At 64.2% G+C, this 26233-nt stretch carries 25 protein-coding genes and 1 pseudogene; 15 read left to right on the top strand and 11 right to left on the bottom strand.

Annotated elements, in window-relative coordinates:
* Positions 1–113: 113 nt before the first annotated feature.
* Entirely contained in the window at positions 114–1016 is a 903-nt protein-coding gene (locus ACVOLQ_RS18615) for a BrxR family helix-turn-helix transcriptional regulator (RefSeq protein ID WP_481528903.1), read from the bottom strand.
* Between the two features lie 643 nt (positions 1017–1659).
* On the opposite strand from ACVOLQ_RS18615, the pseudogene ACVOLQ_RS18610 reads away from it, so the two are divergent.
* Positions 1660–2439, top strand: a pseudogene (locus ACVOLQ_RS18610) (aldehyde dehydrogenase family protein); the annotation flags it as partial.
* A gap of 263 nt (positions 2440–2702) precedes the next feature.
* Here the strand turns inward: ACVOLQ_RS18610 and ACVOLQ_RS18605 are convergent.
* Entirely contained in the window at positions 2703–4070 is a 1368-nt protein-coding gene (locus ACVOLQ_RS18605; RefSeq protein WP_481528902.1) for an outer membrane protein transport protein, read from the bottom strand.
* 210 nt (positions 4071–4280) lie between these two features.
* On the opposite strand from ACVOLQ_RS18605, the gene ACVOLQ_RS18600 reads away from it, so the two are divergent.
* Complete coding sequence (locus tag ACVOLQ_RS18600; protein WP_481528901.1) at positions 4281–4973, top strand: rhomboid family intramembrane serine protease; 693 nt, start codon at positions 4281–4283, stop codon at positions 4971–4973.
* 114 nt (positions 4974–5087) lie between these two features.
* Here ACVOLQ_RS18600 and ACVOLQ_RS18595 read toward each other — a convergent pair whose 3' ends face one another.
* From ACVOLQ_RS18595 to ACVOLQ_RS18580, 4 genes are read right to left on the bottom strand one after another with little or no spacing between them, the layout of a single operon-like run.
* Positions 5088–6722 (bottom strand): S41 family peptidase, encoded by a 1635-nt coding sequence (locus ACVOLQ_RS18595; protein WP_481528900.1) that lies wholly within the window; start codon positions 6720–6722, stop codon positions 5088–5090.
* A 3-nt stretch (positions 6723–6725) separates the two neighbouring features.
* Positions 6726–7784, bottom strand: a complete 1059-nt coding sequence (gene arsB, locus ACVOLQ_RS18590; protein ID WP_481528899.1) for an ACR3 family arsenite efflux transporter — start codon at positions 7782–7784, stop codon at positions 6726–6728.
* A 20-nt stretch (positions 7785–7804) separates the two neighbouring features.
* Positions 7805–8296, bottom strand: coding sequence for an arsenate reductase ArsC (locus ACVOLQ_RS18585; protein ID WP_049402942.1), 492 nt, complete (start codon positions 8294–8296; stop codon positions 7805–7807).
* A 24-nt stretch (positions 8297–8320) separates the two neighbouring features.
* Positions 8321–8635, bottom strand: a complete 315-nt coding sequence (locus ACVOLQ_RS18580; RefSeq protein WP_481528898.1) for an ArsR/SmtB family transcription factor — start codon at positions 8633–8635, stop codon at positions 8321–8323.
* Positions 8636–8676: 41 nt separating this feature from the next.
* Between ACVOLQ_RS18580 and arsH the strand changes: the two genes are divergently transcribed.
* The 8 genes from arsH to ACVOLQ_RS18540 all read left to right on the top strand — a co-directional run bounded on the left by arsH (position 8677) and on the right by ACVOLQ_RS18540 (position 15796).
* Positions 8677–9417: an arsenical resistance protein ArsH gene (gene arsH / locus ACVOLQ_RS18575; protein WP_481528897.1), complete on the top strand. Its 741-nt coding sequence runs from the start codon at positions 8677–8679 to the stop codon at positions 9415–9417.
* Complete coding sequence (arsC, locus tag ACVOLQ_RS18570) at positions 9414–9833, top strand: arsenate reductase (glutaredoxin) (RefSeq protein ID WP_197639835.1); 420 nt, start codon at positions 9414–9416, stop codon at positions 9831–9833. Before arsH ends, arsC begins: the two co-directional genes overlap by 4 nt.
* A 54-nt stretch (positions 9834–9887) precedes the next feature.
* Positions 9888–11090 carry a chromate efflux transporter gene (gene chrA / locus ACVOLQ_RS18565; RefSeq protein WP_481528896.1) on the top strand — a complete coding sequence of 401 codons (1203 nt, stop codon included), beginning with the start codon at positions 9888–9890 and terminating at the stop codon, positions 11088–11090.
* Between the two features lie 336 nt (positions 11091–11426).
* Positions 11427–12035, top strand: a complete 609-nt coding sequence (locus tag ACVOLQ_RS18560) for a pirin family protein (protein WP_481528895.1) — start codon at positions 11427–11429, stop codon at positions 12033–12035.
* Between the two features lie 389 nt (positions 12036–12424).
* Positions 12425–12805: a copper resistance protein CopC gene (locus ACVOLQ_RS18555; RefSeq protein ID WP_481528894.1), complete on the top strand. Its 381-nt coding sequence runs from the start codon at positions 12425–12427 to the stop codon at positions 12803–12805.
* A gap of 12 nt (positions 12806–12817) precedes the next feature.
* A complete protein-coding gene (gene copD / locus ACVOLQ_RS18550; RefSeq protein ID WP_481528893.1) occupies positions 12818–13714 on the top strand; it encodes a copper homeostasis membrane protein CopD in 897 nt (298 codons plus the stop codon).
* A 25-nt stretch (positions 13715–13739) separates the two neighbouring features.
* On the top strand, positions 13740–14432 hold the full coding sequence (locus ACVOLQ_RS18545; protein WP_313172832.1) for a heavy metal response regulator transcription factor: 693 nt from the start codon (positions 13740–13742) through the stop codon (positions 14430–14432).
* Positions 14429–15796 (top strand): heavy metal sensor histidine kinase, encoded by a 1368-nt coding sequence (locus ACVOLQ_RS18540; RefSeq protein WP_481528892.1) that lies wholly within the window; start codon positions 14429–14431, stop codon positions 15794–15796. The genes ACVOLQ_RS18545 and ACVOLQ_RS18540 overlap by 4 nt, the downstream gene beginning before the upstream one ends.
* Positions 15797–15814: 18 nt before the next feature.
* Here the strand turns inward: ACVOLQ_RS18540 and ACVOLQ_RS18535 are convergent, their stop codons facing one another.
* From ACVOLQ_RS18535 to ACVOLQ_RS18520, 4 genes are read right to left on the bottom strand one after another with little or no spacing between them, the layout of a single operon-like run.
* A complete protein-coding gene (locus ACVOLQ_RS18535) occupies positions 15815–16474 on the bottom strand; it encodes a DUF2894 domain-containing protein (RefSeq protein WP_481528891.1) in 660 nt (219 codons plus the stop codon).
* Entirely contained in the window at positions 16471–17121 is a 651-nt protein-coding gene (locus ACVOLQ_RS18530; protein ID WP_313172829.1) for an OmpA family protein, read from the bottom strand. Before ACVOLQ_RS18530 ends, ACVOLQ_RS18535 begins: the two co-directional genes overlap by 4 nt.
* 5 nt (positions 17122–17126) lie before the next feature.
* Entirely contained in the window at positions 17127–19214 is a 2088-nt protein-coding gene (locus ACVOLQ_RS18525; protein ID WP_481528890.1) for a DUF802 domain-containing protein, read from the bottom strand.
* Positions 19215–19224: 10 nt separating this feature from the next.
* Entirely contained in the window at positions 19225–19941 is a 717-nt protein-coding gene (locus ACVOLQ_RS18520; RefSeq protein ID WP_313172827.1) for a DUF3348 domain-containing protein, read from the bottom strand.
* Between the two features lie 206 nt (positions 19942–20147).
* On the opposite strand from ACVOLQ_RS18520, the gene ACVOLQ_RS18515 reads away from it, so the two are divergent.
* The 4 genes from ACVOLQ_RS18515 to ACVOLQ_RS18500 all read left to right on the top strand — a co-directional run bounded on the left by ACVOLQ_RS18515 (position 20148) and on the right by ACVOLQ_RS18500 (position 24707).
* Positions 20148–22367: a TonB-dependent siderophore receptor gene (locus ACVOLQ_RS18515; protein WP_481528889.1), complete on the top strand. Its 2220-nt coding sequence runs from the start codon at positions 20148–20150 to the stop codon at positions 22365–22367.
* 132 nt (positions 22368–22499) lie between these two features.
* Positions 22500–22787: a hypothetical protein gene (locus tag ACVOLQ_RS18510; protein WP_481528888.1), complete on the top strand. Its 288-nt coding sequence runs from the start codon at positions 22500–22502 to the stop codon at positions 22785–22787.
* On the top strand, positions 22784–23086 hold the full coding sequence (locus tag ACVOLQ_RS18505) for a hypothetical protein (protein ID WP_481528887.1): 303 nt from the start codon (positions 22784–22786) through the stop codon (positions 23084–23086). Before ACVOLQ_RS18510 ends, ACVOLQ_RS18505 begins: the two co-directional genes overlap by 4 nt.
* A 10-nt stretch (positions 23087–23096) precedes the next feature.
* Positions 23097–24707: a PepSY-associated TM helix domain-containing protein gene (locus ACVOLQ_RS18500; RefSeq protein WP_481528886.1), complete on the top strand. Its 1611-nt coding sequence runs from the start codon at positions 23097–23099 to the stop codon at positions 24705–24707.
* A 149-nt stretch (positions 24708–24856) separates the two neighbouring features.
* On the opposite strand, the gene ACVOLQ_RS18495 is transcribed toward ACVOLQ_RS18500, so the two are convergent.
* Positions 24857–25129: a metal/formaldehyde-sensitive transcriptional repressor gene (locus ACVOLQ_RS18495; RefSeq protein WP_313172822.1), complete on the bottom strand. Its 273-nt coding sequence runs from the start codon at positions 25127–25129 to the stop codon at positions 24857–24859.
* Between the two features lie 62 nt (positions 25130–25191).
* Here ACVOLQ_RS18495 and dmeF point away from each other — a divergent pair, with 62 nt between their 5' ends.
* Positions 25192–26178: a CDF family Co(II)/Ni(II) efflux transporter DmeF gene (gene dmeF, locus ACVOLQ_RS18490; RefSeq protein WP_481528885.1), complete on the top strand. Its 987-nt coding sequence runs from the start codon at positions 25192–25194 to the stop codon at positions 26176–26178.
* Positions 26179–26233: the final 55 nt, after the last annotated feature.

The raw sequence follows: 26233 nt of genomic DNA, 5'->3' as shown, positions 1-26233 counted from the left end.
CGGCCCCCCCCCCGCCACCCCCCCCCCCCCCCCCCGCCCCTCCGCCCCCCGCCCGCCCCGCTCCCCCCCCGCCCCCCCCCCCCCCGGGCGGGCCCCCCGGCATAGCGCCTGGTTTAGCCGCTCGCAATTGGCATGAGCCACTGGCGTACGGTGTCCGCGTTGTCCAGGATGATGCGTTGACGCAGCGGCGCCTCATCGCGATCTAGGCCGTACTTGGCAGCGAAGTAACCGATCAGACAGCGACGCAGTTCTACCGTCCATGCGGGCCCCGAACTCGAGGGCAGCATCCCGAAGTCACGGGCGACCAGTTGCTGCTGATGGGCATTGAGCTTGGGATTGGGTATTACACGCAGGATGGCCAGTTCCACCCAATCCCCGTCCTCTGAAGCCGCAGCTGGTGCCGACGCATCAATGGCATAGGGATCCTCCATCCGCTGAAGCGCGAAGTTGCGAAAGGCCTTGCGCTCATCATCATAGGCCCGGACATGCCAGCGCACGCCTGTGTGCACCAAGGCATGTGGCCATAGCCGGCGCCGGCCGGGTCCCGATATTGATCGAGTGGAGTGGTACTGCACGTCGATGCCGGTGCCCTGTGCAATAGCTCGCACCACGTTGCGCAGGACCGCTTCGGCGATGCCATGGGGTGGTGTGGGAACCGTACTGGTAGGCACTGTGTCCCAGCTAGCTAATAACGGTGCCACGACCGCCGTGCCCGTCTCTGCATGTGCTAGCTGCAAGGCGAGGTACTCGCGCGGGTCCCGCGAGGCGAAGTGGGGCTTGAAGCGAGGGCCTGGGACGTAGAGCTGGCGCCGGTGGTCGAACAGAATGTTGTTCGGATAGGCAGCCTCGTATCGCCGCAGGTCCTTTGTGACGTGATTGAGCGAGACCTCGAAGGCCTGACTCACACGCTGACGCCGGATGGAGCCTTCCCAAAGCAAGGAGGCTTCGATGAAGCGAAACCGCTCGCGTTGAGCGTGACCAAGATCGTCATGCCGGGCAGTGGCCGCAGTCGCCATAGCTACGCAATTTAATTGGCCTTTGTCTATTGCTTAGCATACATGTTTTGTTTAGGATGGCGAACGGGGTGCCAGACTGGCACCATCGAGCCTTAATAGATGTCGGTCGACGATGACGCAGCAACGCCTCGATCAATGGCTCCATGCCCTGGGTTTCGACCCGGCATCGTCGTCCCTTCATCTCGCCAGCAGCGCACTTGCGCCGCGACATGCCTATGCGCCCGAACTGCGCGATCTGCTCAATCCCCAGGGCGAGATCCAGGCCGAGGCTGTATTTGACGTCGAGGGCGTCCCCACGGTCACCTTCTTCGTGGATGACGGCACCCTGCTGTCGGACGGCCAGCGCCTGAAGGCGCTGCGGGAGCGCATCTGGAACCAGGGCTTGGTTTCGGTGCTGCTAGTGATCCGTGAGGCTGACATCGTGCCGGTTCCGGTAGCTCCCCGGCGCAAACCTGGATCCCCCCTGAAGCTTGAGTCGGCCCGTCGTGATGGCCCGCTTTCGCGCGCCGACATCCAGTCCGGCGATATCCGTGAGCGGCATGCGGACTGGTTCAATCTGGAAGAGCGAGTCGATCGCAAGCTGTTGGCCAACCTGCGAGCCACGGTTGGGCACCTGACCAGAACGGAAACTTGTACTGGCAACTTGTACGCGCGCGATGCTGCCATCGGTGTGTTGATCGCCGAGACCGGCGGCCAGAACGCCTTCATCGCCGACTCCTCGGCGCTGCCGGAACAGCTGGTCAAGGACGCGATTGGTTCGGCCTTCACCTCGGCGGGCCAGCGCTGCTCGGCTGCACGCGTGCTGTTCGTGCAGGACGACATCGCCGACAAGGTGATGGGCATGCTGGCCGGCGCCATGGCCGAACTGAAGATCGGCAACCCCGGTGAACTGTCCACCGACGTCGGCCCGGTCATCGACGCTGATGCATTGCAGATCCTCAATGACCATGCCGCACGCATGGACGCCGAAGCCCGCCTGATCGCCGTCGCTCCGCTGTCGGCCGACGCCGCGCACGGCACCTTCTTCGCCCCGCGCGCGTACGAGCTGAAGGATCTGGGCCAGCTGCACAAGGAGATCTTCGGGCCGGTGCTGCACGTGATCCGCTGGAAGGCCGATCAGCTCGATGCGGTGATCGACCAGATCAATGCCACCGGCTACGGCCTGACCCTGGGCCTGCATTCGCGCATCGACGAGACCGTCGACCGCGTCGCCAATGGTGTCAACGTCGGCAACGTCTACGTCAACCGCAACCAGATTGGTGCAGTGGTCGGCGTGCAGCCGTTCGGCGGCCAAGGCCTGTCCGGCACCGGCCCCAAGGCCGGCGGCCCGCACTACCTGCTGCGCTTTGCCACCGAGAAGACGGTGACGGTGAACACCACCGCCGCCGGTGGCAACGCCTCGTTGCTGACGCTGGGCGATTGATCGCCCCTCGTTGACGCAGCAACAAAAAACCCCGCGAAAGCGGGGTTTTTTGTTGGCGGATGCAGGATGCCTGGCGGAAGGAAGAGTCCAAGGCAATCAAGCTTGGGCTTGGGCTTTTGTCGAACGACGCTCGACAGAAGCCTTCCCAGCAAGCCAGTGCCGCGATCCTGTGCTCTACAGCACCCGCACCATTTCGCACCACACCTAAAAACAAAAAGCCCCGCTTGCGCGGGGCCTCCTGTTTGACGCTTCTACAAATCAGATCAGAACTTGTAGTTGATCGAAGCAGCGAGCACGTCGCCGCCCACATCGTACTTGCCCTTCAGCGTGCTGTTGGTAGCCGAGGTCAGATTGATCGACGGTTCGTCGGTGAACAGGTGGGTGTAACCGAAGTTGAATTCTGTCTTCTCCGGCGGGGTCCAGCCCAGACCGACCGACAGCCACTTGCGGGTCACGTCCGGCACGCGCACGTCACGGTGCTCGTTGCTGGTCGGGCTCTGGTCATAGGCAACGCCGCCACGCAGGGTGATGGTGTCGGACAGCTTGTACTCGGTACCAATCGAGGTGAAGGTCGTGTCGTTGTACTTGAACGGCAGATCCTCGTTCGGCTGGTTTGAAGCAAAGTCGATGGTCACGGTGTCGAACGACGGTGCCCACGCGGTGCGCGACACGTCACCCATCACGGTCCAGCGGTCATTGATGCGGTGGGTCACGCTCAGAGTTGCCGATGCCGGCAGTTCCAGCGTGGCCTTGCCCGAGGTGTTCACGTACTGGCCCGGACGTGCCTGTGCCAGCACGGCAGCCGCATTCGGCGGCACGTCGAAGGTGGCCTTGCCGCCGGTGATCTTGTGCTCGACCTTGGAGCGGTAGCTCACCGCGATGTTGGTGTCTTCGGTCGGGCTGAAGGTACCGCCCAAAGTCCAGCCGAACGCATTGTTGTCGCCTTCCACCTTGTAGGAACCGTCGGCGTTACCCGGACGGAAGCCCAGCTGCGCGCCACCCGGGACGGCATACAGTGCGGTACCGAAGTCGATCGCGCTGGTCAGCTCGATGGTCAGGTGCTCGACGAACACGCCGGCGCCGAAGGACACGTACGGGTTCACGTCGTAAGAGAACGACGCACCGAGGTCAATGGCCTTCAGGTCGGTCTTGATGCCGTGGTAGCGGCCCACCCAATTCTTGTCGTACTCGGTGGTGAAGCCGAACGGCACGCTCAGCGACGCACCGAAATGCATGTTGTCGTTCTCACCGAACGGGATATGCAGGTAAGCGGCCGGAACCGGTGCGATCATGCCGGCGTCACCGCCGTTGCCGCCGCTGATCGGGGTGCCGGTGCCCGGACCGGTCGGGCCAACATAACGGCCACCTTCGCTCTTGAAGTCAGCCGAGAAGCTGATGGCACTCACGTCGGCCTGGAACTGGCGGCCGTCCAGCAGGCGCATCGAGGCCGGGTTGGTCGCCGTGACGGAGGCATCGCCCCAGGCGCTGGTCGAACCGGCGAATGCGCGGCCCAGGCCCTTGGCACTGTTTTCTTTCAGCTGGAAAGCCGCGCCCTGGGCATGGCCAAAGGTCAACGCGCCGGCAATGCCGACAGCCAGGGCGGTAACGCGTGCAAATGAGGAAGCGGTCATGTTGGAAACTCTCTCCGTAAGACGTAAGACGATAATGTTCGTTATTGCGCCTGCACTTCCGGCTGCCTTGGGCCGCTGGAAGTGCGCCGGAGTCCCCTCCCGACATACGACGCCGTATGCAGTATTACCCAGCAACCTTAACTAAACAATAACGGCTCAAAAAAAAGCCGAACCCCACCATTGACGGGCGCCGGGTTAGGCTTTGCGCACATGTTCGTGTCCACTCCCTCCCGTAAGAAGCCTGGCCTGCGTTGGGCCGTGCCACTGCTGTTCGTGGCCATCTGGCTCGCCTTTCTTTGGTCAATCTCACGCCCCGATGAGGCGCGGCGGTCGCTTTGGCTGGATTGGGGGGCCTTGTCCACAGGCCTTGGAAATCCAGAGGATTGGTGGGCAGCATTGCGCGACGGCAGCGTGCTTCGGCTGTTCACCGCCTTGTTCCTGCATGCCGACTGGCTACACCTGCTGGGCAACCTGGTGTTCCTGCTGATCTTCGGGCCACCGGCCGAACGCATGCTCGGGCCGTGGCGGTTGTTGCTGCTGTTCCTGTTGGGCGGCGCCGCTGCCAATCTCGCGGCCCTGTATGTGATGGGTACACCTGAACGGACCATCATTGGTGCCAGCGGCGCGGTTTCCGCGCTGATGGGGACCTACCTGGCACTGTTCCCTGGTGCGCGTCTGGGTTTGGTGTTGCCGCTGGGCTTGTTCCTTGAATTCGTCCGTGCCCCCGCCTTCCTGCTGATCGGCGTATGGGCAGCCTTGCAGGTGGTGTTTGCCTACATCGGCCCCAGCTTCGGCATGGTGGCTTGGTCGGCGCATGTGGCCGGCTTCCTGTTCGGCATCGTTTACGGGCTGTACGTGCGTGCGGCCATCGCGAGGCGGCTGCGCAAGAGCCACGGGTTCTAGCGGCGCGGATGCCGTCCCAGCGAAAGGTAGCCACGCATCTTCGCCATGCTCACCCAACCGCGTTGATTGAGTTGATTGAAATGAAACGGCCCTGCAATGCAGGGCCGTTGAGTGTCACTTTCCGTCGTCAACCGGCGGCTTGGGCGGATCGGCTTTCGCCGGGGCCGGGCTCGGCTCAGGCATGATGGGCCCGGGCTTGGCGGCGGCTGGTGCCGCAGCTTCCGGCTTGGCCGGCTCCGTCCTGGCGGCGGCAGAGTGCGCCGTTGCAGCGGCGGCGGGCGCAGCGGCAGTGGCCGGCTTGGCCTTGGCCACGCTCGCGACCGAACCGGGCTGCTTGAGCTCACGCAATGCCGACTGCACCGGACCTTCGCCCGACAGCACCACACCGGCCTTGCTCGCCGTTGCCTCGTCGTCACCACGCAGGTGACCGGGCAGACTGGCTTCGCTGTAATCGACCAGGCTGGCCGGCACGTCCTTGTTCACGTCACTGGGCTCCGGAGCCAGTTCCACATCGGGCAGGATGCCGGTGGCCTGGATCGAACGCCCGCTCGGCGTGTAGTAACGCGCAGTGGTGAGCTTGACCGAATCACCATTGTCCAGCGGCAGCACCGTCTGCACCGAGCCCTTGCCGAAGGTGCGGCTGCCGATCACGCGGGCACGCTGATTGTCACGCAATGCGCCGGCCAACACCTCCGAAGCACTGGCCGAACCGGCATCCACCAGCACCATCACCGGTGCCCCTTTCATCAGGTCACCCGGAGTCGCCTCGAACTTGGCATCACTGATGGAAATGCGCCCACGCGTGCTGACGATTCCGCCCTTGTCGAGCAGGTCATCGGCCACCTGCACCGCTGCAGTCAGCAAACCACCGGGGTTGCTGCGCAGGTCGAGCACCAGGCCCTTCAACTTGCCACCGGACTGCGCCTGCAGCTGGTTGAGGTGCTTCTGGAAATCGGCGGCGGTATCGGCCTGGAAGGTACTGATGCGCACATAGGCATAGCCGGGCTCGAGCATCTTGCTGCGTACACTGGTGACGCGGATGGTCTCGCGCACGACGGTGACGTCGAATGGCTTGCCATCGCCGCGCACGCCGGTCACGCCCGCCTCGTTGCCCAGCACTTCCTCCACCTGGTGGTGCCAGACGGTTTCGATCTTGCCGGCTTCAACCTTGGCGAACAGCTTGTCCTGCATGATCTTTTCCGCCTTCAGGGTGTCGCGGCGGTGGACCAGATAGACCTTGCGGGCGATGTTGGACAGGTACAGCGCTTCTTCCACGGCAGTGTTGCCGCCGCCGACCACGACCACGTCCTGGTCACGGTAGAAGAAGCCGTCGCAGGTGGCGCAGGCGGAGACGCCGCGGCCCTTGAATTCGTCTTCGGTGGGAATGCCCAGGTACTTGGCGGTGGCGCCGGTGGCGATGATCAGCGCGTCGCAGGTGTATTCGGCGCTGTCGCCGATCAGCTTGAACGGACGCTGCTGCAGGTCGGCGGCATGGATGTGGTCGAAGATGACTTCCGTCTCGAAGCGCTCGGCGTGCGCCTGCATGCGCGCCATCAGATCCGGGCCCATCAAGCCATGGGCGTCGCCCGGCCAGTTGTCCACTTCGGTGGTGGTCATCAGCTGGCCACCCTGCTGCAGGCCGGTGATGACGACCGGCTTCAGGTTGGCGCGGGCAGCGTAGACGGCAGCGGTCCAACCGGCCGGGCCGGAACCGAGGATCAGCAATGGAATGTGTCGGGTGGTGCTCATGGCTCAGCGGCTCCGTGCATCGGCAGGAAAGTAGCGCTTGCCCAGCCGCAGGGCGACATGGACCAGCAGGATCAGTACTGGCACTTCCACCAGCGGGCCGATGACGGCGGCGAAGGCGACCGGCGAGGCCAGGCCGAAGGCCGCGATGGCTACCGCAATGGCCAGTTCGAAGTTGTTGCCGGCCGCGGTGAACGCGATCGCAGTAGTGCGTGGATAGTCCTTGGCGATCAGCTTGCCCAGGAAGAAGCTGATGACGAACTGGATGATGAAGTACAGCGTCAGCGGGATCGCGATGCGTACCGCGTCCATCGGAATGCGCAGCACGTCACCGCCTTTCAGGCTGAACATCGCCACGATGGTGAACAGCAGTGCGGCGAGCGTTATCGGGCTGATGGCAGGCAGGAACTTCTCTTCATACCACTGCACGCCCTTGCGCGTCTTCAGCCATCGACTGGTGAGGAAGCCGGCCAAGAATGGGATGCCCAGGTAGATCAGAACCGCCTCGGCGATGGTCCAGACGCTGACATCGATGACGCTGCCCTGTAGCCCGAACACCGGCGGCAACCAGGAAAGGAAGAACCACGCGTAGACGCTGAACAGCGCGATCTGGAAGATCGAGTTGAATGCCACCAGGCCGGCCACGTACTGGCCGTCGCCGCGGGCGAGCTGGTTCCACACCAGCACCATGGCGATGCAGCGCGCCAGGCCGATCAGGATCAGGCCGGTCATGTACTCGGGGTAGTCGCGCAGGAACAGCACCGCCAGCCCGAACATCAGGAACGGGCCCACGATCCAGTTCTGCAGCAGCGAGAGCATCAGCACGCGCTTGTCGGCAAAGACGGTGGGCAGTTCCTCGTACTTCACCTTGGCCAGCGGCGGGTACATCATCAGGATCAGGCCAATGGCGATCGGGATGTTGGTCGACCCTACGGAAAGGCTGTTCAACGCGCTGGGCACGCCTTCGAACATCGCGCCCAGGCCGACGCCGAGCGCCATGGCGGCGAAGATCCACAGCGTCAGGTACCGGTCCAGAAACGACAGGCGGGAGGTGTCAGTGGTCATGGGGTTTTCCGGGAAGACGGTCAGTGGATCTGCGCAATCGGATCAAGCTGGGCCTTGAGAGACTCACGGTCATCCCATGCCCCGTCAGGAATCTCCAGGAAGGCCTTCAGGCGGGCCTTGATGATCTGATGCGCCCGGTCGAACGCTTCAGCCTTCTGTGCATCCGAGCCTTCCACACCGGCCGGGTCGAAAAGGCCCCAGTGCACGCGCACGAAATCGCCAAACACAACCGGGCACGCCTCGGCGGCCGCGCTGTCGCACACGGTGACGATCAGATCCATGGCAGCCGCATCCGCTTCGGCAAACTCGTCCCAGGACTTGCTGCGCAGGCCCTCCACCGGGAAGCCCTCGCGCTGCAATTGGGCAATGGCGAACGGATTGACCCGACCGGCTGGCTGGCTGCCTGCACTGAAGGACTGATAGCGGCCTTCGCCCCACTTTTTCAGGGTCGATTCGGCCAACACGCTGCGCGCGGAATTGCCGGTACAAAGGAACAGAACACGACGGGTCATTTTGGCGATCTCTGGGGTAAGGGGTCAGCAGCCTGCGGGGCGTTCACAGGCCTGTTCGTCGGCACAGCAGTTTTCGGTGAGGTAGGCCACCAGCGCGTTCATCGCCACGAACTCGGCCCGGTAGCAGATGGTCCGGCCACGTTGCTCGGCGCTGATCAGTCCCGCAGCCAGCAGTTCCTTCAGGTGGAAGGAGAGCGTGGCGCCAGGCAAAGAGAGGGCTTGGGCAATGTCGCCGGCCAGCTTGCCGGCGCTGCCAGCCTGAACCAGAAGACGGAAGATCGACAGGCGGGTGGTATGACCTAGGGCTGCCAAGGCGTGGGTTGCGTTCTTATGTTCCATGATTCTAAAATAATCGAAGAAAAATGACAGGACAACCCCCCGTGCAGCAGATCCCCAACGTGGTCCCGGGTGCCATGGACATTCCCACGGCCGCCAAGCTCAACGATCCGGCCGCGCAGCCACACCGGCCACGCATCCTGATCCTGTACGGGTCGCTGCGGCCGCAGTCGTTCAGCCGCAAGCTGGCGCTTGAGGCGCAGCGGCTGCTGGAGCAGCTTGGGGCGGAAACCCGCCTCTTTGATCCACATGAGCTACCCATGCTTGACTCGGTGCCGGCCACGCACCCCAAGGTGCAGGAGCTGCGCCAGGCCTCGCTGTGGTCGGAAGGACACGTTTGGGTCAGCCCGGAACGCCACGGCACCCTTACGGCGGTATTCAAGAACCAGATCGACTGGCTGCCGCTCGAAGAGGGCAGCGTTCGACCCACCCAGGGCCGTACGCTGGCAGTGATGCAGGTCTGCGGCGGTTCCCAGTCGTTCAACGTGGTCAACGCGCTGCGCGTGCTCGGCCGGTGGATGCGGATGGTCACAATTCCGAACCAATCCTCGGTGGCCAAGGCCTGGCAGGAGTTCGATGACGACTGTCGAATGAAGCCTTCGGCGTACTACGATCGCGTGGTGGACGTGATGGAGGAACTGGTCAAGTTCACCCTGCTGGTGCGCGGGCGTAGTGACTATCTGGTGGACCGCTACAGCGAGCGCAAGGGGGCCGTCGAGGCGGCAGCGCTGGCCGCTGCCGCAGGCGTGGTGGAGACCGTTTTGAACCAAGAGGAAAGTGCGTGAACGCTGTCATCTATCACAACCCAAAGTGCGGCACCTCCCGCAATACCTTGGCGCTGATCCGCTTTGCCGGGATCGAGCCGGAAGTGATCGACTACCTGACCCACCCGCCCAGCCGTGCGCGCCTGGTCGAGCTTATTACGGCGGCGGGGTTGAGCGTGCGCGATGCCATCCGGCAGAAGGGAACGCCGTATGACGAACTCGGGCTAGGCAACGCAGCACTGAGCGAGGACGCGCTGCTGGATGCGATGCTGGCGCACCCGATACTCATCAATCGTCCTCTGGTACAAACCGATAGGGGTACTCGTCTGTGCCGGCCTTCGGAAGTGGTGCTGGAGATCCTGCCGCCGCTGCCCGGACCGTTCCGAAAGGAAGATGGAGAGTGGGTGACCGGGCACGCCGGAAGCTCGACGCCGTGATCCCATTGCCAGGCTGGGCTTGCCGCCGCTGAGAACCACAGGAGGTCATGCCCCATGTCGGCGCTGGATCCCACGACAAGCGACAGCGCATGGCGCGTCTTCCTGGTGTTTGTGCGACTGGGACTGACTTCGTTTGGCGGCCCGATTGCCCACCTGAGCTATTTCCGCAACGAGTTCGTCGAGCGTCGCCGTTGGCTGACGGACCGTAGCTATTCCGATCTGGTTGCCCTGTGCCAACTACTTCCGGGCCCGGCCAGCAGCCAAGTTGGAATGGCGCTGGGCTTGCGTCGCGCCGGCTGGCCTGGCCTGCTGGCCGCCTGGGCAGGCTTTACGCTGCCATCGGCCGTGCTGATGATCCTGTTCGCCTTGGGCGTTACCGAGTACCAGGGCATCGTTGAAAGCGGCTGGCTGCATGGTCTGAAGATCGTGGCAGTTGCCGTGGTGGCCCAAGCAGTATGGGGAATGGCCCGGTCCCTTTGCCCGGACCGTCTGCGGGCAGCGATGGCGTTTTTTGCCGCTGTGTTGACTTTGTCCATACCCACGGTCGTCGGGCAGATCGTGGTGATCATCCTCAGCGGATTGATCGGTCGCAGGATGCTGAAGATCGAACCGGCCTCCGGCCAATCAGACGGCGGCTATTCCGTCTCGCGAAGAACCGGCACGGTGGCACTGGTGCTACTGGTGCTGCCGCTTGTTCTGCTGCCCTTGTGGGCGGTAGCTAGCGGCTCCCCCTTGGCCGTGCTGTTGGAGGGTGTGTACCGCGCTGGCGCCCTGGTCTTCGGCGGCGGCCATGTCGTGCTGCCGTTGCTGCAGACCGCAGTCGTCCAGAGCGGCACCGTGAGCACGGTGGATCTGCTCGCCGGGTACGGTGCGGCGCAGGCGGTGCCGGGCCCTCTCTTCTCCTTTGCGGCATACCTGGGGGCTATGGCCGAGGGGCCGCTGGGTGGCTGGGCAGGAGGCCTTGCGCTGTTGGTGGTCATTTTCCTGCCAGCCGTTCTCGTGCTCGTAGGGGTGCTGCCGTTCTGGGAGTCCCTGCGCCCCCGCAAGGATCTCCAAGCTTCGATTGCAGGCGTCAATGCCGGGGTGGTCGGCATCCTGTTGGCGGCGTTGTATGACCCGGTGTGGACGAGCGCGATCCATGACCGATGGGATGTCGCGATGGCGTTGGTTGCGTTTGGGCTACTGGTCGTTGCGCGTGCTCCGCCGGTCCTGGTCGTGTTGCTGGCTGCCGTGGCGGGTTGGGCGATGACGGGATAGCGCCGCCAGGACGGTCAGGAGCGTTTCGGCAGCGCAACCTGATGTCCGCTTCTGGCCGACAGCGGACGTCAACTTTGACTTTGGACTTTTTGTCCGGAGACCTTCAGGAATGCTTGGAGGTATCCGGGCAGGCCACAGATCCATGCCTCTGCCTCTCAAGGTGAAGAGGTAGAGGTCCATAAGTGGGGTGTCATCGACAGGCGGCGCCGCTGTCCGAGTAAGTCCAACAGCATCCAATCAACTAAGGGGTACAAATGGGGGTATTTTCAACGTAGGATTTATATTTATTGCATTTAAACCAATTGGTTGTATCGACTATTTGGGTCAGATAAGCGCATGAACTGGGGCACGATGCGGGTCTGGAATGACGACACCATCCAGCCTGGCACCGGCTTCCCGCCGCATCCGCATGCCGAGATGGAAATCATCACCTACGTCCGCGAAGGTGCCATCAGCCACAAGGACGACCAGGGCAACCAGGGCCGTACCGAAGCAGGTGACGTGCAGGTGATGAGTGCCGGCACCGGCATCCGCCACGCCGAATACAACCTGGAGGCCGGCGTCACCAGGATCTTCCAGATCTGGATCTTCCCGGACCAGCGCGGTGGCAAGCCGTCCTGGGGCAGCAAGCCCTTCCCCAAGGGCGAGCGTTCGGGCCGCTTCATCACCCTGGCCAGTGGCATGGAAGGTGACGACGATGCATTACCGATCCGCGCCAACGCCCGCGTGCTGGGCGCCACGCTGAAGGCCGGCGAGAGCACCGAGTATCACTTCACCGATGCCAACCGTTACGGCTACCTGGTGCCGAACACCGGCAAGGTCGACGTCAGTGGCGTGCTGCTGGAAGCGCGCGATGGCGCTGCCATCAGCGGCGAGACCAGCATCCGCATCACCGCGTTGGAAGACTCCGAGCTGGTGTTGGTGGACACCGCTGCGCTGAAGTAAGCGAAACCGGGGTCAGAGTCAGGTTATGTATCTCTACCCGATCAAGCTCTCGTAGACGACAAAGGCGGGATATCCGCCAATGCTGTTCCCTTGAGCATTTGAGCAACCCAGAATCCGACGCCAGACCTCTGGTGTCGGATTTTTTGTAGGAGCGGCGTAAGCCGCGAAGCAAGAAGATCATCAGATGACACAGCTGCCAAAGGTTTGAGCATCGTCAGCTTCGCGGCTTACGCCGCTCCTGCAGTTCCTGCAGCAAATGCCAGGCTGGTGGCCTCTCCTGCTCCGCCTGTGGGTTCTGCACGGCGTTCCTGACAGTTTCGTAATCTCCAGGTCAGGCCGATGACAGCTGCGCGCGCCTAGCCTGAGCACCTCTCCTGCAGGTGCCGGTCATGTCATCACTTCGTCGTTTTTCTCTCTCCACTGCCACCGTGCTGCTGGCTGGCTTCCTCTTGTCGGCCACGGCGATGGCGCATCCGCGTGTGCTGGGCTCCAGCCCTGCTGCCAACGCTGCGGTTGCCGCGCCAACGCAGATCGATGTGACCTTCAGCGAAGCTCTGCTGGCACGCGGAACGCGCGCCGAGTTGTTCATGGGCCATGGTCGCTTGTGGATGAAGGTGGCAGTGGCGCCCGCGCAGGTACTTGCCGACGGCCGCACCCTGCGCACCGTGCCCACTGCATCCTTGGTACCGGGCAACTACCGACTGCAGTGGCGCACGGTGGGATCGGACAGCCACCCGATGAGTGGCGAGATCGATTTCAGCGTCAAGTAAGCAGGCAGGAAGATGTCCGAGTCCTTTGTCTATGCGCTGCGCTTGCTGCTGTATGTGGATCTGATGCTGCTGTTCGGCGTGCCGCTGTTCGCGCGTAGTCAGCGCTTGGCACCGCTGCTGGGCTGGCGCAGCTGGGGCCTGCTGCTGGCCATCGTTGGTCTTGTCATGGTGTTGCTGGACGCGACTTTGCGCGTATCTACCTTGCTCGACATCGCACCGGATGCACTGGGGGTAGATGATCTGGCCTGGTTCATCGGTGCCACCACCGCCGGACGCGCCGCGCTGGTACGCGGCGCGGTGCTGGCCTTGCTGCTGCTCCTGTTGCTGCCACGGCGGCAGCACGCGCGTCAGCTGCTGCCACAGACCGCATTGGCCGCCATCGCGCTGGCCAGTCTTGCCTGGAACGGTCATGCCGGTGCCGGCGACTATCTGCAGGGCTGGCCGCGCTTGTCGGCAGGCATCATCCACCTGCTTGCCGCCGGCGCGTGGCTGGGCGCCATCATGGCCTTGCTGGGCCTGCTAAGGCGCAGCCAGCAACAACCGTCAGGCGAACGCGCAGCGGCGCTGCTGGCCGGCCTGCGTGGTTTCGCGCTGCCCGGTACGATCATCGTCGCGGCGCTGGCCATTACCGGCAGCATCAGCTACATCGACCTGGGCGGTAGCTTGGCCAGTCTGACCGGCACCACCCATGGGCGCTGGTTATCGTTCAAGCTGTTGCTGGTTGCCGGCATGCTGCTGTTGGCAGCCTTGCACCGCTGGCGACTGGTGCCAGCCCTAGCTGCCGCCTTGCAGACCCGAGCAGTGCATCCGTTGCGGGCACTACGCCGCAGCCTAGCGCTGGAAGCATTGCTGGCGCTGCTGGTGCTGGCATGTGTCGCCGTACTGGGTACGCTTGACCCCACCGCCTGAGCCAGCGCTGCTTCTAGGACCTGCAATGAAGTTGTTGATCGTCGAAGACGAGCCCAAGACCGGTAGCTATCTGCGCCAGGGACTGGAGGAGGCCGGCTATGTGGTGGATCTGGTCGCCGACGGCGTGGACGGATTGCATCTGGCCAGCAGCGGCGACTATCAACTGCTGATCCTGGACGTGATGTTGCCGGGCATGGATGGCTGGAGCGTGCTGGCGCGGCTGCGTGATGCCGGCAATCCGCTGCCGGTGCTGTTCCTGACCGCGCGCAGCAGCATTCCTGATCGCGTGCAGGGCCTGGAACTCGGTGCAGATGACTACCTGGTCAAGCCCTTCGCCTTCGTCGAACTGCTGGCACGCGTGCGCACCCTGCTGCGTCGCGGCCAGGTGCAGCCGCAGGCAGAGCGCATCGTCATCGCCGATCTGGTGGTGGACACCCTGCGTCGCCGCGTGCAGCGCGGCGAGCGCCGCATCCAGCTCAGCCAGAAGGAGTACGCCTTGCTGGAACTGCTGGCGCGGCGCCGTGGTGAAGTGTTGCCGCGCTCGCTGATCGCATCGCAGGTGTGGGACATGAACTTCGACAGCGACACCAATGTCATCGATGTCGCGGTACGCCGGCTGCGGGCCAAGATCGACGACGATTTCGCTGACAAGCTCATCGTCACCGTGCGCGGCATGGGTTATGTGCTGGAAGCGCCAGCCGCCGGTGGCGATGCATGACGCGGCGACGCTCCACCGTCTGGCGACTGACCGCACTGCTGGCCACGATCAGTGTGTTGGTGATGGCGGTGCTCGGCATCGCCATCGACCAGGCGGTGCGGCACAACTTCAATGCCCTGGACCGGGCCGAGCTGGAGAACAAGGCGGCACTGATCAGCGATATGGCGGCGACCGTACCGCCGCAGGAGCTAGGTCAACGGCTCGGTGAAGCGTTGGGCCACCATCCGGATATCGCCTTCTGGATCGGTGATTCCGACGGCAACGCGCTGTTCTCCACCGCGCCACCAAGCCTGCTGGCCTATGCGCAGCAGCATCCGCCGACGGCGCAGCTGCGACAGCAGCTGTGGCGCCTGCCAGATGGCACCCGCTTCATCGTCCTGCATCTGCGCCAGATGCAGCAAGGTCGTCCATTGACCTTGTTGTTGGCGATCGACGGTGCGCGCCATGCGCCATTCCTGCGTGGTTTCCACCAGCTGCTTGCGGCCTGCATCATCTTGGCGGCGGTCGCCAGCAGCCTGCTCGGTGGCTACGTGGTGCGGCGCACGTTGCGGCCGCTGCAAAGCCTGGCCGATGAAGCCAGGCAGATCACCACCGAGCATCTGGACCGGCGCCTGTCGGTAGGCGCGGCACCAGCCGAACTAGATCACCTCGCGCAGACCTTGAACAGCATGCTGGCGCGGCTGCAGAACGATTTCGTTCGGTTGTCCGAGTTTTCTGCCGACCTCAGCCATGAGTTGCGCACGCCGATCACCAACCTGCTCACCCAGGTGCATGTGGTGCTGGCGCAGCCACGCGACAACGCCGCCTATCGCGATGCACTTGGCTCCTGCGCCGAGGAGATGCAGCGGCTATCGCGGATTGTGACGGACATGTTGTATCTGGCGCAGGCGGAAACGGTGGATGCGTTGCCAACCCGGGAACGGGTAGCGCTGGGCAGCCTGGTGGATGCGCTGCTGGAATTCTATGGCCTGCTGGCCGAAGACAAACAGGTGCAGCTGCAGCGCGACGGCGATGCCGATCTGCAGAGCAATCGTTTGATGATCCATCGTGCCGTTGCCAACCTGCTTTCCAATGCCATCCAGCATTGCCCGCCGGGCGGGGTGGTACAGATCCGCATCCGCAGCGGTGACGGAAGTTGCAGCATCGAGGTCAGCAATCCTGGTACGCCGATTCCTGCCGATGTATTGCCGCGCTTGTTCGATCGCTTCTACCGCGCGGATCGTTCGCGCGGGCGCGGCCATGGTGAGGGCGCAGGCCTGGGTCTGGCGATCACCCGCGCCATCGCCCAGGCGCATGGTGGGCAGGTGCAGGTGATCTCCACAACGCAAGCCACGGTGTTCAGTCTGCAGCTGCCGCTGGCATGAACGGCGCGTGTTGAAGCGCTAGGCCTTTTTGCGTTTGCCTGTGCTCGCGCGCGGAGGCTTGCGGGCGCTGGCCGCGCGGCCAGTGTTGCCTTGCGGACTGCTGGCGCCCAACGCTTCCATCCACGTCAGCACATCCACGTAGGCGATAAAGTGCTGCAAATACTCCGGCGACAGCTCCTGCATCAGCGCCATCGCGCGATAGGTCAGAACGCTGGAATTCAGTGGTCCGGCATCTTCTGGCAACGAGTCCAGACACTGACGCAGCAGGCTGTCGATGCGGATGCGGCTCCATAGTTGCTGGAATTCATCCAGTGCCGGCATCAAGGGTGTTTCGTTGTTGTCGCCAGTGTCGCTGTCGACGGCTGCCGCGTTGGAGGTGCTCAGCGGCAACTGGTATTGCAGCGGATCTGCCTCCAGCTGCTGCAGCAGTGATTGCAGAGGACTTTCGGTGCCAGACTTTGCTGCAGGCTTCGCAGCTTCAACAGCGACAAGCTGTGCATACGCATCGGTCAGCTGTGACAGGCGCGCATCCAGCTGCGCGCGCGCGCTGCCCGCATAGCGCTGTGCACGCTGCGCCAGCGCCGCGATCAATTCGAAACGTGGCGGATCGCAGCGATCAGCGCCGCTCTCGCGCCATGCCTCCAGCTGTGTCAGTGCTGCCGAGTCAGCGGACATCATTGCGCGGCATCGGCCTTGCCGTCCTGTTTGGGACGCGGGATAGGCGCGATCTCGACGCGGCGGTTCTTGGCGCGGCCAGCTTCGTCATCGTTGCTGCTGACTGGCTGCTCGGCGCCGAATGCAGCGGCAAATACCGATTGCGATGGCACGCCGTCGGCGATCAGGGTGCGGGTGACGGTGAGCGCACGCGCGGCCGACAGCTCCAGGTTGTCGGCGAAGCGGCCATTGACCACACGCACCGGCTGGTTGTCGGTGAAGCCGCTGACCATCAGGATTTCCTCGCGTGCGCCCAGATAGTCGCGCAACGGCGCTGCGATGCTTTGCAGCAGTTCGCGGCCTTCCGGCTGCAGCTGGTCGGAGTTGAGCGCGAACAACACGCTGCCGCTGATGCCGATGCGACCATTGATGACGGTGACGCGGCCAGCCGCCAATGGCGCGGCCAGCGCCTGCTCCAGCGTCTTCAGTTTGGCGGTCTGTTCCTGGCGCTGTTTGACCTCTTCATCCAGGCGGTTGTGCAATAGCAGCTGGATGCCGATCACGCTGGCCAGGATAAGCACGAAGGCGCCGAGCAGCACCGACATCAGGTCGCCGAACGCGGCCCAGGTGGTGGCGCTGGATTCGGCGTCGAATTCGATTTCGTCGCTCATCGCGCTCAGGCTCCGGCGTTGTCGCGGGCGTCGGCCAGCTGCTGCAGCTCACCGATGATCTGCTTCTGCGAGAGCATGCTCAGGTCCACCACTTCGCGTGCCTGCGCGACGTAGTAGGCCAGCTGCTCATCACTGCGGGCCAGCGACTTGTCCAATGCGCTTTCGATCAGCTGCAGGCGCTCGTTCAACGCCGCGGTGGACTGGCCGAACAGCTGCACGGCACTGCCGAAGGCATCGCCCAGGCTGGCCATCTCCACCGCGCTGGCGGTGACGTTGGCGGCGGCGTGGTCGAGCTTGCTGGCCTCGCTTTCAAGCTGGGTGCTGAATCGGCTGCCGACGCGTTCAAGCAGATCGGCCGAGGTGCTGACCAGTGCGTCGACTGCGCTGCGTTGCTCGGTCGATGCGTGGGTCACCGCGCCGAGCAGGGTTTCCAGGGTCGACAACAGGTGGCCGCGTTCTTCCAGCATGGCAGTGTCGCGGACCATGCTGTCGGACAGCTTCTGGCGCAGCTCGGCCACCACTTCGGCGGCGGCGCGCGGCGCCTCGGAGGCGGTCTGCACCAGGCGCGAGATCTCGGCGATGGTGTCGCGGGCCTGCGCCTGCTGCTGTTCGCTCATGGCCTGCGTGGTCTGCGCCAGGCTGTCGCAGATCTGCTGCTGGCGCTGTGCGACGGCTTCGCCGTTGCGCTGCCAGCTGCTGTCCAACGTGCAGACCATTGCTGATAGCGACTGCGACCATTGGCCCAGTCGCTGTTCATCGCGCTCGGCGAAAGCGTTCTGCAGTTGTTCGTGCGATTGCTGCAGCGAAGACAGCAGCGACTGCGCGTGCTGTTCAAACGCAGACGAAGTCGCGAGCAAGGCCTGCTCATTGCGCTGCGCCAGTTCGTCATGCGCGTTGTGCTGCTGTGCCAGTGCATCACGCCAGGCATCGGCAGTGCGGCTGACGTTGTCTTCCATGCGCGCGGCGACGCCGTCGATCAAGCTGTTGGAGCGCTGTTCGAAGTTGCTGCTGAACTGTGCAAGTGCCTGCTGCAGCTGTTCGGTCAGCGCGCTGTTGCTGCGCTGCTGTTGCTCCAGTGCGCTGTTCCAGCTGCTGCCCGCAGTTGCGGCCGCACTCTGCACGGCTGCGTTGATGCCTTCCAGTTGCTTGTGCACGGCGCTGTCGATGCTGGCGTGCAGCGCATTGGACTTGTCAGCCAGGCCCGCCATGGTTGCATCAACGACGGGCTGCAGTGCGGCGCCCACCGCATTGGCCTGCTGGCTGATGCCGGCCTGCATCGATTGCTGCAGCGATGCCGCCAGCTGCGTATAGGCCGCTTCGGTGCGCTGGTGGAATTCCTGCTGGCTGGCCTGCAGGCGTTCGTTGTTGGCCTGGTGCTGCTGCTCCAGGCTGCCCATCATGGCCTGCAGGCGCTCGACCAGGGTCGGCATCAGCGCGTTCTGTTCCTGCAGCAGGCGGAAGGTCTCGCCGCGCTGGAAACTCTGCGAATGCATGCGCAGCTGGCTGGCGATGCCGGCATCCAGTTCCTGCACGGCCTGCGCGCGTTCGCGGCGCAGCAGGGCTGACAGCAGGCCGAGTGCGGCCGAGCTGGCGACACCGGCGATGGAGGTGCCGAAGGCAAAACCAAGCCCCTTGACCGGTGCGGCCAGCGAGCTGCGGATCGCATCGAGGTCGGTGGCACTTTCCAGCGCCAGGCCGGTGCCGCGCAGGGTGGCCATCATGCCGAGCAGGGTGCCGAGCATGCCCAGCAGCACCAGCAGGCCGACCAGATACGGGGTCAGCGCAGGTGCGGGCAGGCCGACGCGCTCGCCCTGTACGCGCAGGCGCACCGGACCACGCAGGCCTGGCTGCAGGCGGCCGAGCCAGCCGTCGAGGTTGTCTGCCGCTTCACCGATGGATGGCAAGGCCTGTTGCAAGGTGCTGGTGGCCTGGCGATAACGGAACAGTTCAAGCGCGCCGGCCAGATAGCAGGCGGCGATGATCGCGGCGACCACCGCCGCCAGCGGATGGGTGCCGGCATAGCCGATGCCGATCCAGCACACGGCCAACAGGCCAACAAGGAAGACAACGACTGCGACGAGGTTTCTGGACATGAGGTACGGATTACCGGGTGCGTAGCGCTGCAAGCAGGCCATCGATGGGGTGGAAACGGACATCCAGTTCGGCCAGCAGCGCGATGCGCAGGTCTTGCCGGAACGTGACCAGCCAAGGGCCGGTGGGTGCCACGGTGGAATCCGATGCGGCGGCATCGGCGGGGTCGTGCGCGGCTGCAGTGAGCAGCCGTTGGTAGTGCAGGCCGAGCAGCACCGGCACATGGGAAAGCAGGCTGTGTTCGCGCGGGCTGAGGGTAGCTTCCATCACCGCGTCGACTTCGGCCAGGCGCGCCTTGGCAGGGGATTGCCGCGCCAGCATGTCACGCAGACGACCGCGCAGGCGGCCGCTGACGGTCTGCATGGCCCGTTGCTGGTTCAGGTAATGCTGGCGGTAGGGGGCGAAGCCGGGCGGCAGCTCGGCGTCGGCAGATGCCGGGTTGCGTGGCGGGCTCAGGTCGATCTCGGCCTGGATGGCGTCCACCAGCTTGGTTCGCGCAGCTGTGTATTCGGCATCCTGCGCCGGATCGTAGGCGGCACCGGGTTCAGGCTCGGGCGGCGGGTTGTCCAGCGCCTTGGACAAGGTGATGGCACGGTTCCAGTCGAACCACTGCGCCAGCCGCTCCGGCACCGCAGGTGCCGCAGGGGATGCACCCTCGTCATTGAAGCGGGCCAGCAGGCGAATGAACGCCGGGCCCAGAACGGGCGCCCGTTCGGATGCTTTCGCCATGGTCCTGACTAAAAATTGGCCATTTTACATGCTGGCGCAAAGCGCGCCTTGGGCCGGGTATTCAGGCCTCGGCGGGCGGCACCGACGCAGGTGGCAGAACAGCCAGTGTCAGCAATGTTGTTGCGAATGGTTATTATTTACTATAATCAGCGCATCAGCCGCTGCCCGGGCAGTCAGCCAATACTTCTGTCTGTGCAGGTTGATCCGTGTCCCTCCCCCGTATTTCTGCCGGTCTCCGTCCGGCCTTGTTGTCCCTTGCCGTCGTCTCGGCCCTGTTCCCGATTGCTGTAGTCGCCGCCAAAGCTGACGCGGCACCGGCTGCCGACGCGCAGACCCTGGATGCGGTGCGGGTCAATGCCTACCGCACCACCGGCCACACTTCCGGTGCGACCAAGACCGATACCGCCATCGCTGAAACCGCACAGTCGGTCTCGGTGATTGCGCGCGAGGAACTGGATGCGCGCGGTGTGCAGAACCTCAACGAGGCGATGCGTTACGTGGCCGGTGTGTCGCTGGAAAGCAGCGGCATCGACAACCGTGTCGATGACTTCCGCATCCGCGGCTTCGACGCCGGCAGCTGGGCCAACAACGTCACCATTGACGGCATGCGCGCGCCGCAGGGCAGCCAGTGGAACCGCAGCATGGTCGACAGCTGGAACCTGGACCGGGTGGAGGTGCTCAAGGGCCCGTCTGCAGTGATGTACGGGCAGGTGGCCCCGGGCGGCATGGTCAACCAGGTCAGCAAGACGCCGGTGCCTGATCAGCAGCAGGTGCTGCGCCTGGGCATCGACGGCAACGGCCAGTACAGCACTGCCTTCGACGTTGGCACCGGCAGCGACGACAACCGCCACCTGCTGCGCCTGGTCGGCCTGTACCGCGACGGCCAGACCCAGATCGACCGCACCGAGCAGCAGCACTGGTTCCTTGCGCCCAGCTATACCTTCCAGATCGCCGAGCGCACGCGCCTGACCCTGCTCGGCCTGTACCAGAAGGACGACGGCGGCTCGACCTACCAGTTCCTGCCGATGGCCGGCACGCTGCGGCCCACCGCCTACGGCTACATGAAGAACACCACCTTCATCGGTGAGCCCAACTGGAATACCTTCGACCGCACCATCTGGACCGCGGGTTACCTGTTCGAGCACAGCTTCAACAACAAGTGGACCTTGAGCCAGAGTGCGCGCCATACCGATGTCGAATCGGTGTTCCGCACGGTGGTCACCAATGGCGGTCTCAATGCAGATGGCCGCACCCAGAAGCGGCGCGCGACCTGGGGCGAGGGCGACTCCAAGGGCGAGACCGTCGATACGCGCCTGACCGGAAAATTCAGCACCGGCGTCGCCGAGCACACTGTGCTGTTCGGCGTGGACTGGCAGAAAGCCGACTGGACCGGCGCGCGTGGTGCGATGGTCAACCCGGCCGATATCGACATCTTCAACCCGGTCTACACCAACTACGTACCGGTCACCACCAGCATCAACTACAGCGGCGGCATCAACCGCCAGACCGGCGTTTACCTGCAGGACCAGATCGCCATCGACAAGTGGCGCCTGACCTTCGGCGGCCGCCATGACTGGACCAAGGACGACACCTGGACCCAGGCCTATACGGTGGCCACCAATACCTACCGCCCGGTAGTGCCGACCAAGGTCAAGGACAGGGCGTTCACCGGCAATGCCGGCGTGCTGTACGTGGCCGACAACGGTCTGACGCCTTACCTGAGCTACGCCGAGTCGTTCCAGCCGGCTGGCACCAATGCCAACATGAGTTACACGCAGACGCCGTTCGACCCGGTGACCGGCAAGCAGTGGGAGGCTGGCCTGAAGTACCAGCCGGCCTCGTTCGATGGTCTGCTGACCTTGTCGGCCTACGACCTGCGCCAGCAGAACATCGTCACCAACGACCCGATCAAATCGCACAATACCTGCGGTGCCGCCGGCAATGCGGATTGTCAGGTGCAGGACGGCGAAGGCCGCGTGCGTGGCGCCGAGCTGGAAGGGCGCATCACCCCGCTGGAGGGCTTCAGCCTGATCGGCGCAGCCAGCTGGATGGATTCGGAGGTCACCCGCAGCAACAACGGCTATACCGGCAAGCAGTTGGCAATGGTGCCGGACTGGACGGCGGCGTTGTGGGCCGACTACACCTTCGTCGCCGGTGGCCTGGAAGGTCTGAGCATTGCCGCCGGCGTGCGCTACAACGGCAGCAGCTACGGCGACAGCGCCAACCTCTACCTGATCCCGTCCTACACCTTGTGGGATGCGGCGATCCGCTACGACGCGGGCCAGCATGGCGCGGTCGGCACGCAGTTCGCGCTCAACCTGAGCAACCTCACCGACAAGCGCTTCGTCTCCACCTGCGGCGGCGTGTCGTCCTGTTACTACGGCACCGGCCGTACCGTCACCGCCACCGCACGTTTCAGCTGGTGATCGACGCGCGGCACCTGCGTGTTCGTGCAGGTGCCGCCAGCGCATGTCCAGCGAAGAGCCAGACCCGATGAAAAAACCCTATCGCATGCGCGTCCGGCAAGGACGCGCGACCACGCACAGCAGGCAGGCCGCATGAACCTGTGGCTGGGACTCGCCGGCATCTTGGCCGGCATCATTGGCGGACTGTTGTTGTATGTCGCTTCGCCACAGCAACAGCTGCGCGCCGCCGGGCCCTGGCCGACGCGCCATGCATGGTGGCCGGGCACGCTGCTGGTGCTGCTGTCACTGGTGGCGCTGTGGCCGCTGCTGGCGCCACTGGAAGCGATCACCACTTGGTTGATGCTGTTGATGCTGGTGTGGTCGCTCGCCCCGTTCCTTGGTGCGTGGCGTGCACGCGTGCGCGCGGGGCGGCCGGCATGAACGCGGTGAAACCGCGGCTGGAAAGCCGCCACTGGTTCGGCAAGACCTGCGCGGGCGTGGTGCTGGGCTTTGGCCTGGCCTTGGCGCTGTCGGGCCTGTTCGCGTGGCTGGGCCCTGACGGCATCAATGCCGGCGGTGGCAAGAACCAGTTCAACATGTGGTTGATGGCACCGATCTGGGCGACGGTGCTGTCCTTCGTCTATCTGTTCCGCGACAGCCTGCGTGCCTGGCTGTGGTTGGGTGCGGCCAATGTGCTGGCCTTCGCCGCGCTGTGGCTGGTGCGTGGAGTGATGTCATGAAGGTGGCTGCATGAAGATTCGTAGCGACATCATCAAGGTCTACAAGGATGTGCACATCTGGATCGGCATCGTCAGCGGGCTGATGCTGTTCATCGCCTTCTATGCCGGTTCGGTCACCATGTTCGAGAAGCCGCTGGAGCGCTGGGGGACGCCGCCTTCCACGTTGTCGCCGGCACCGTCACTGCAACAGGCCGACGCGCTGGTGGCCGCGGTGCTGGCCGAACACCCGAAGGCCGCATCGCGTTACTTCGTGTCGGTGCGTCCGCACGCCGATCAACCGGCGCGGGTGTACTGGCAGGAGCGTGCACCCGGCCAGGGCCGTCGCCAGTTCACCGAGTATGGCGCCAGCTTCGCCGCCGACGGCAGCCTGCAGGTGGCGCAGACGCGCAAGGCACCGGTGGCGCAGTTGGTGGATACGCTGCACCAGTTGGTCGGCCTGCCATTCCCGGACAAGATCGCACGGCCGATCATGGGCGCGGTGGCGATGGCGTATGCGGTCGCCCTGGTATCGGGCCTGATCGTGCTGCTGATCACCTTGAGCAAGGACGTGTTCGCGCTGCGCATCGGCAAGAACATCAAGCGCATGTGGCTGGATGCACACAACGCCCTGGGGCTGTTCAGCCTGCCGTTCCACATCGTCATCGCGCTGACCAGCGTGGTGTTCGCCTTCCACGACCAGTTCTACGATGCACAGGGCGCGGTGGTGTATCCGCAAGGCATCGAGTGGAACGAGGAGCATGCCGAAGCGCCGGGTGGAGCCGCAGTGCTGCCGGCCGCCGAGTTGCTGCGCCGGGTAGAGCAGCAGCTGCCGGGCTTCGAGGTGCAGAGTTTCGGCTTCCAGAACAAGGGCGGCCATGTTGAAGCAACGGTGACCGGACTGGATATCCGCCATGGCACGCGTGCGCGGGTGTATGCCAGCACCCATCTGGATCCGTACAGCGGTGAGGTGGATGCGCATGACCTGCCTGGCCACATGGATGGCTGGAACAGCGCGGTCAATGCGTTCTTCGCGCTGCATTTCGGCAGCTTCGGTGGCAACCCGGTGCGTTGGTTGTACCTGCTGATGGGTCTGGCTGGCGCCGCCCTGTTCTACACCGGCAACCTGCTGTGGGTGGAATCGCGGCGGCGCAAGCGCAAGGGCGCGGAAACGCCAGTGCAGAAGCGTTCGGCCGGGGTGTTGGCCTGCCTGACGGTGGGCGTATCACTTGGCTGCGTGGCCGGCATATCTGCCAGCATCGCCGCGACCAAATGGCTGCCATCGCTGGTCACCGATCTGAAGGCCTGGCACACCGGCATCTACTACGCGGTATTCGTCGCCGCCATCGCCTGGGCATTCGCGCGCGGTGCGCCGCGTGCTGCGGTGGAGCTGCTGTGGTTGAGTGCGCTGTGTACGCTGGCGATTCCATTGTCCAGTGTTGCTGGCACCTTGGGAATCGGCGGAAGCTGGTACCACCCAGGCAGCTGGCCGGTCGACCTGACCGCGCTGCTGTCAGTGCCGGTGATGCTGTACATCGCGCACCGCAGCCGACTGCGCATGCAGCAGGGCCATACCGACAGCGTCTGGTCGCAAGGTAGTGCCGAGCCATGCTCGGCAGAGGCCTTACCGGCAAACCGGCTGTAGGAGCGGCGTCAGCCGCGAAGCTGGCAATGTTGCAATCACCGGTGTGTTGGCAATCTGATGGTTCGTGAGCTTCGCGGCTGACGCCGCTCCTACAAGCGCAGATTGGGTTGCGGGTAACGCCCTTGCCGAGCATGGCTCGGCACTACCGGTCACTTCGCGTGGCGCTTCATCAGCTCGAGCAATACCTCGGCTTCCTGCGCGCGCTTGGCCGGGTCCTTTTCCGCGACGACATGGTCGCTCAGGTGCCCGGCCATCACTTCCAGCATCAGCCCGTGCATGGCGCCTTTGGCGGCGGCGATCTGCACCAGCACGCCGTCGCAGTCGTCGCCGCTTTCCAGTGCCTGTTCCAGGGCCGCTACCTGGCCGGCGATGCGCCGCACCCGGGTCAGCAGCTTTTTCTTGTCGCGTTGGATATGAGCCATGGCTGGCATCATATACCCCTTGGGGGTATAGAATCACGCCGTCCTTCTTCCAACCCACCGCCATGCAACTCGACGCGCTCGCCCAATCCCGCCGCCACAGCCATGCTTTCAGCGAAGGCAATCCGATGGCGGAGAAGAACACCCGGCGCGCGATGGTGCTGACCATTGTGATGATGGTGATCGAGATCGCCGGCGGCTGGTGGTTCAACTCGATGGCGGTGCTGGCCGATGGCTGGCACATGAGCTCGCATGCGCTGGCGCTTGGTCTGGCGGCGTTTGCCTATGCCTGCGCGCGGCGTTACCGCGATGATCCACGCTTTGCCTTCGGGACCTGGAAGATCGAGATCCTGGCGGGGTTCACCAGCGCGATCCTGTTGCTGGGGGTTGCCGCGATCATGGCGTTCGAGTCCATCCTGCGCGTGTTCAAACCCAGTCCCATCCACTACCAGCAGGCCATTGCAATCGCGGTGGTCGGCTTGGCGGTGAACCTGCTGTGTGCATGGTGGCTGCGCGATCAACACCACCATCATGGTCACGACCACGGGCATGACCACCACGGGCATGGCGGCCACCACCACCATCATCACCATGATCTGAACCAGCGCTCGGCCTACCTGCATGTACTGGCCGATGCAGCGACCTCGGTGCTGGCGATCATCGCCCTGCTCGGTGGCCTGTACTTCGGCGCCTCCTGGCTGGACCCGCTGATGGGCATCGTTGGCGCGGTACTGGTGTCGGTCTGGGCATGGGGTTTGATCAGGCAGGCTGGCGGCGTGCTGCTGGATGCGGAGATGGACGCGCCGGTGGTGGCCGAGATCCGCGAAGCGGTGGAGCAGGGCGAGGTGCCTGCCCGGATCAGTGACCTGCATGTCTGGCAGGTCGGTCGTGGCCGCTATGCCTGCGCGATGGAAGTGGTGACCGAGACCATGGTGGCGCCGGAAGTGTTCCATCGCGCCTTGGCGATCCACGAGGAGATCGTGCACGTGACGGTCGAGGTGCGTAGTGCCGAGCCATGCTCGGCAGGGACTTTACCTGTGCACCGGTTGTAGGAGCGGCGTAAGCCGCGAAGCCAACAACGCTGGAACGTGTCTCTTATACACATCT

It is taken from the genome of Stenotrophomonas sp. STEN031, assembly GCF_056759975.1.
The sequence above is the reverse complement of the archived record's forward strand: the minus strand, read 5'-3'. Positions and strand labels throughout refer to the sequence as shown.